This window comes from Pseudoxanthobacter sp. (assembly GCF_036822375.1).
Classification (GTDB): Bacteria; Pseudomonadota; Alphaproteobacteria; order Rhizobiales; family Segnochrobactraceae; genus Pseudoxanthobacter.
Genome location: NZ_DAISHT010000216.1, coordinates 1 through 5,572 on the forward strand (window position 1 = coordinate 1; position 5,572 = coordinate 5,572).

Genomic DNA, 5,572 nt, shown 5'->3' on the forward strand with positions numbered 1-5,572 from the left:
CGCGCACGATCTGCTCGACGTCGCGGCCGACATAGCCGACCTCGGTGAACTTGGTGGCTTCCACCTTGAGGAACGGCGCCCCGGCCAGCCGGGCGAGCCGGCGGGAAATCTCGGTCTTGCCGACACCGGTCGGCCCGATCATGAGAATGTTCTTCGGCAGCACTTCCTCGCGCATCGCGCCTTCGAGCTGCAGGCGGCGCCAGCGGTTGCGCAGCGCAATCGCCACCGCCCGCTTGGCCGCGGTCTGGCCAACGATATGGCGGTCGAGTTCGGAGACGATTTCGCGGGGGGAGAGATCGGTCATGGCGACCCTTTCCGGAACGGCAATGAACGGGAAAAGCAGGGAACCGGCGCTCACGCCGCCTTCAGCTTCTCCACCACCACGTTGCTGTTGGTATAGACGCAGATGTCGGCGGCAACCGCCATGGCACGGCGGGCAATGGCCTCGGCATCGAGATCGCTGTCGGCCAGCGCACGGGCCGCCGCCAGCGCATAAAGCCCGCCGGAGCCGATGCCCATGATGCCGCCTTCCGGCTCCAGAACGTCGCCGGTGCCGGTCAGCACCAGCGTGGAGCCCTTGTCGGCCACGATCATCATCGCCTCAAGCTGGCGCAGGTAGCGGTCGGTGCGCCAGTCCTTGGCGAGTTCCACGCAGGCGCGCAGCAGCTGGCCGGGATACTGGTCGAGCTTGGTTTCCAGACGCTCCAGCAGGGTGAAGGCATCCGCCGTCGCCCCGGCAAAGCCGGCGATCACATCGCCCCTGGAAAGCGGGCGCACCTTGCGGGCGGTGGCCTTGATCACGCTCTGGCCGAGCGTCACCTGCCCGTCGCCGGCAATCACCACCTCGCCGCCCTTGCGCACGGTCACGATGGTGGTGCCGTGCCACTGGGCAATGCGGCCGCCCTGTTCGGAAGAAGCTGACATCATCGACAGTGAACTTTCTCGCCCTGCGTCTGCGATCCGGACCGGACCGTGCGCGCGGGTGCCAGATGAAAGGCGGCATTCCGCACCCGCGGACCCGCCCGACTGAAGGCTTGTTGCTGAAGGCTTATTTAGGCCTCTGCCGGCCCCATGCAAGACACCCGGCAAGGCACGCGGCAAGACAGCCGGCAAGGCACGCGGCAAGACAGCCGGCAAGACACCGGACAAGACGCGCGGCAACACGCACAGCCGGACAGCCGCCGGCCGCCGCGCCCGGCCAAAACAAAACCGCCGGCCCGAAGGCCGGCGGTCGGGGAAAGACAACAGCCGCGAAGGCCCGCCTCAGGCGCCGCGATAGGTCCAGACGCGGGCCGGCGGCACGTTGCGCAGAATCCACGGGCTCGGCGACACCGAGAACCGGCCGCTCTCCGCCGGCACCGGCGGCACCAGCGCATAAGAGAACTGGATGAACGGCGCGCCCGGCGCCAGCAGCTCCATGGCATCGCCGATCAGGCCGCGGCGGGCCGCCGGCGGTCGGGTGAACAGCGGCAGGCTGGAAACGACGCTCGCCACCGACCCCGGCGCCGGATGGCCCAGCGTCTCGCGGATGGCATAGGCATCGCCCTGAATGACGGTCACCCGGGGAAAGCGCTCGCGCAGCAGTTTGCAGAAATCGGCGCTGTATTCGATCATCACGATGCGTTCCTGCGGAATGCCGCGGGCCAGCATCGCTTCCGTCATCACGCCGGTGCCGGGTCCGAGCTCGATGACCGGCCCGTCACGCTCCGCCTCCACCGCCGCCGCCATCGCCTTGGTCAGGTGCGGGCCGGAGGGCGCCACTGCGCCGGTGGTCAGCGGATTTCCCGCCCACGCTTTCAGAAACCGAAACTCGTCGGCGACCTTGTGCGTCAGGCGGCGGGCACCGTTCATCATGGCATCTGTCCGGTTGTGATCGAAGATTCGGAGACGTGCATCTCCCGTTCCTAGCACCACCACATTGAGGCAGCATGGCAGAATTGCGACGCCATGCTGACAATGCGACGGGACCGGAGGACATCGCCGCCTTCCGGCCCGACGGCCTCACCCGCCCAGATTATCGAAGAAGTCCTTCACCTTGGCAAAGAACCCCTGCTCGTCGGCGTGGGTCTCGGTGCCGGTCTCGCGCTGGAACTCCTCCAGAATCTCGCGCTGGCGCCGGGTCAGGTTGCGCGGCGTCTCCACCACGGCCTGAATGTACATGTCGCCGAACTGGGCCGAGCGCAGCACCGGCATGCCCTTGCCCTTGATGCGGAACTGGCGGCCGGTCTGGGTGCCTTCCGGCACCTTCACCTTCGTCTTGCCGCCCTCGATGGTCGGCACCTCGATCTCGCCGCCGAGTGCGGCCACCGTCATCGCCACCGGCACGCGGCAATAGATGTCGGCCCCGTCGCGCTGGAAGAACTCGTGCGGACGCACCGACAGAAAGATGTAGAGATCGCCCGCCGGACCGCCGCGTGCGCCCGCCTCGCCCTCGCCGGCGACGCGGATGCGGTTACCGTCTTCGATGCCGGCCGGAATATTGACCGACAGCGCCCGCTCCTGCGTGATGCGGCCGGAGCCGGCGCACTTGGGGCAGGGATCGGCAATCGTCTCGCCGCGGCCCTGACAGGTCGGGCAGGTGCGCTCCATCGTGAAGAAGCCCTGCGTGGTGCGCACGCGCCCGGAGCCGCCGCAGGTGCGGCAGGCCGCAGCCGAGGTGCCGGGCTTGGCGCCGGACCCGGAACAGGCATCGCAGGTGATGGACGACGGAATGCGGATTTCGACGGTGCGGCCGGTGAAGGCCTCCTCAAGGCTGATTTCGAGATTGTAGCGCAGGTCCGCCCCGCGCTCGCGCCCGCCGCGGCCGCCGCCGCCCCGGCGCCCGCCCATGCCGAAGAACTCGTCGAAAATATCGTTCATGGCCGAAGCGAAGTCGGTGCCGAAGCCGCTGCCCATGCCCGAGCCCATGCCGTTCTCGAAGGCGGCATGGCCGTAGCGGTCGTAGGCGGCCCGCTTCTCCGGGTCCTTCAGCACATCGTAGGCTTCGTTCAGTTCCTTGAAGCGGCCTTCCGCTTCAGGATCGCCGGGGTGGCGATCGGGATGGCACCCCATGGCAAGCTTGCGGAAGGCGCTCTTCAGTGCCTTCTCGTCTGCATCGCGCCCGACCCCGAGCACCTCGTAATAGTCGCGCTTGGCCATTCGATCCTGCTCAAAAACCGATCTGGAATAACGTCTGCCCGGCCGGCTCCGCGGGGGCGGGCGCGGCCGGCATCGCTGCCACCGCCCCCATTTCGCGGCAATGCCGCGCGGTCAGAAACCGCGCGGCACCGTCCGGCATCTCAGCCCTTGCAGAAATCAGGCCGACTTCTTGTCGTCGCGGACTTCCTCGAAGTCGGCGTCGACCACGCCGTCATCGGCCTTCTCGCCGCCGGCAGCCGCCCCTTCGGCCTGCGAGGCGGCGTACATCGCCTCGCCGAGCTTCATGGAGGCCTGCGCCAGCGCGTTGGTCTTGGCCTTGATGTCCTCGGCGTCCTCGCTGCCGAGGGCGGTCTTCAGATCGGCCATCGCGCTCTCGATCACCGACTTGTCGGCCGCCGCGATGCGGGTGCCGTATTCGCCGAGCGACTTCTCGGTGGAGTGCACCAGAGCCTCGCCCTGATTGCGGGCATCCACCAGTTCGCGCTGCTTCTTGTCCTCGGCCGCGTGGGCCTCGGCGTCCTTCACCATCTTCTCGATGTCGGCATCCGACAGGCCGCCCGACGCCTGAATGCGGATCTGCTGTTCCTTGCCGGTGCCCTTGTCCTTGGCCGACACGTTGACGATGCCGTTGGCGTCGATGTCGAAGGTGACCTCGATCTGCGGCACGCCACGGGGCGCCGGCGGCAGGCCGACGAGATCGAACTGGCCGAGCAGCTTGTTGTGCGCGGCCATCTCGCGCTCGCCCTGGAACACGCGGATGGTAACGGCGGTCTGGTTGTCCTCGGCGGTGGAGAACACCTGGCTCTTCTTGGTCGGGATCGTGGTGTTGCGGTCGATCAGGCGGGTGAACACGCCGCCCAGCGTCTCGATGCCCAGCGACAGCGGGGTCACGTCGAGCAGCAGCACGTCCTTCACGTCGCCCTGCAGCACGCCGGCCTGAATGGCCGCACCGATCGCCACCACCTCATCGGGGTTGACGCCCTTGTGCGGTTCCTTGCCGAAGAACTGCTTCACGATCTCCTGCACCTTCGGCATGCGGGTCATGCCGCCGACCAGAACGACCTCGTCGATCTGACCGGCCGTGAGACCGGCATCCTTCAGCGCGGCGCGGCACGGCTCGATGGTCTTCTGGGTGAGGTCCTCAACCAGAGCCTCGAACTTGGCGCGGGTCAGCTTCAGCGTCAGGTGCTTCGGGCCCGAGGCATCGGCGGTGATGAACGGCAGGTTGATCTCGGTCTGGGTGGCCGACGACAGCTCGATCTTGGCCTTTTCCGCCGCTTCCTTCAGGCGCTGAAGGGCCAGCTTGTCGCCGCGCAGGTCGATGCCGTTGTCCTTCTTGAACTCGTCCGCCAGATAGCCGACGAGGCGCATGTCGAAGTCTTCACCGCCGAGGAAGGTGTCGCCGTTGGTGGACTTCACCTCGAACACGCCGTCGCCGATCTCCAGAATGGAGACGTCGAAGGTGCCGCCGCCAAGGTCGTAGACCGCGATGGTCTTGGACTTGTCGGTCTTGTCGAGGCCATAGGCGAGCGCGGCCGCAGTCGGCTCGTTGATGATGCGCAGCACCTCAAGGCCGGCGATCTTGCCGGCATCCTTGGTGGCCTGACGCTGGGCGTCGTTGAAATAGGCCGGAACGGTGATGACAGCCTGCGTGACCGGCGCGCCGAGATAGGCTTCCGCGGTCTCCTTCATCTTCTGCAGGATGAAGGCCGAAATCTGCGAGGGCGAATATTTCTTGCCGTCGGCTTCCACCCACGCATCGCCATTGTCGGCGCGCACGATGTGGTACGGCACGAGGCCCTTGTCCTTCGACACCATCGGATCGTCGAAGCGACGGCCGATCAGGCGCTTCACGGCGAAGAAGGTGTCTTCCGGGTTGGTCACGGCCTGCCGCTTGGCCGGCTGGCCGATCAGGCGTTCGCCGTCGTCGGTGAACGCAACCATCGACGGCGTGGTGCGCGCGCCTTCGGCGTTCTCGATCACCTTGGCATTTTTGCCGTCCATCACGGCAACGCACGAGTTGGTCGTGCCGAGGTCGATACCGATGACTTTGCTCATATCATGCTCCTTTAGGCAGACCGGCCGAATCCTCACTTGAGGCCTTCGTGCCCACGGCCGGCGGCATGCGCCGGCAGGTCCCCGAACATTTCAGATTTCACGATGGCGGGCCGCGCCACCGTGTTCGATGGCTATATAAGAGGGGGCCGGAGGCGCTGCAAGACGACGGGCGATGAAGAAAGCCGCCGTTGTTCGCAAACGGCATTCCGTCCCGCCCCGCAACGGCCGCACACAGAGCGGACCGGCGTTTGCCGGCGGGTGCAAAAGCGGGCGGAAACAAGGACCTGCCGGGAACAGGGGCCTGCCGGAAACAAGACCCCGCCGGACACGAAGCGCCGGCCGGACCGTGAAGGCGGCGACCTCCGGCGGAGCGGGG

5 protein-coding genes are annotated in these 5,572 nt (G+C 67.0%); all 5 read right to left on the reverse strand.

Annotated elements, in window-relative coordinates:
• On the reverse strand, positions 1 to 304 hold a 304-nt coding region (locus V7067_RS14955), incomplete at its 3' end, for an AAA family ATPase (protein ID WP_334176704.1).
• A 50-nt stretch (positions 305 to 354) separates the two neighbouring features.
• A complete protein-coding gene (hslV, locus tag V7067_RS14960; RefSeq protein ID WP_334176708.1) occupies positions 355 to 924 on the reverse strand; it encodes an ATP-dependent protease subunit HslV in 570 nt (189 codons plus the stop codon).
• 339 nt (positions 925 to 1,263) lie between these two features.
• The gene (locus V7067_RS14965) at positions 1,264 to 1,854 is read right to left on the reverse strand and encodes a methyltransferase domain-containing protein (protein WP_334176705.1); all 591 of its coding nucleotides are present in this window, start codon (positions 1,852 to 1,854) and stop codon (positions 1,264 to 1,266) included.
• Between the two features lie 147 nt (positions 1,855 to 2,001).
• The gene (dnaJ, locus tag V7067_RS14970) at positions 2,002 to 3,138 is read right to left on the reverse strand and encodes a molecular chaperone DnaJ (protein WP_334176706.1); all 1,137 of its coding nucleotides are present in this window, start codon (positions 3,136 to 3,138) and stop codon (positions 2,002 to 2,004) included.
• Positions 3,139 to 3,294: 156 nt separating this feature from the next.
• Complete coding sequence (gene dnaK, locus V7067_RS14975; RefSeq protein ID WP_334176707.1) at positions 3,295 to 5,196, reverse strand: molecular chaperone DnaK; 1,902 nt, start codon at positions 5,194 to 5,196, stop codon at positions 3,295 to 3,297.
• Between the last annotated feature and the right edge of the window lie 376 nt (positions 5,197 to 5,572).

What these genes read in the sequence shown, in the direction of transcription:
- hslV (WP_334176708.1), bottom strand. Translation starts at nt 924, where the DNA reads ATGTCAGCTTCTTCCGAACAGGGCGGCCGCATTGCCCAGTGGCACGGC.
- V7067_RS14965 (WP_334176705.1), bottom strand. Translation starts at nt 1,854, where the DNA reads ATGATGAACGGTGCCCGCCGCCTGACGCACAAGGTCGCCGACGAGTTT.
- dnaJ (WP_334176706.1), bottom strand. Translation starts at nt 3,138, where the DNA reads ATGGCCAAGCGCGACTATTACGAGGTGCTCGGGGTCGGGCGCGATGCA.
- dnaK (WP_334176707.1), bottom strand. Translation starts at nt 5,196, where the DNA reads ATGAGCAAAGTCATCGGTATCGACCTCGGCACGACCAACTCGTGCGTT.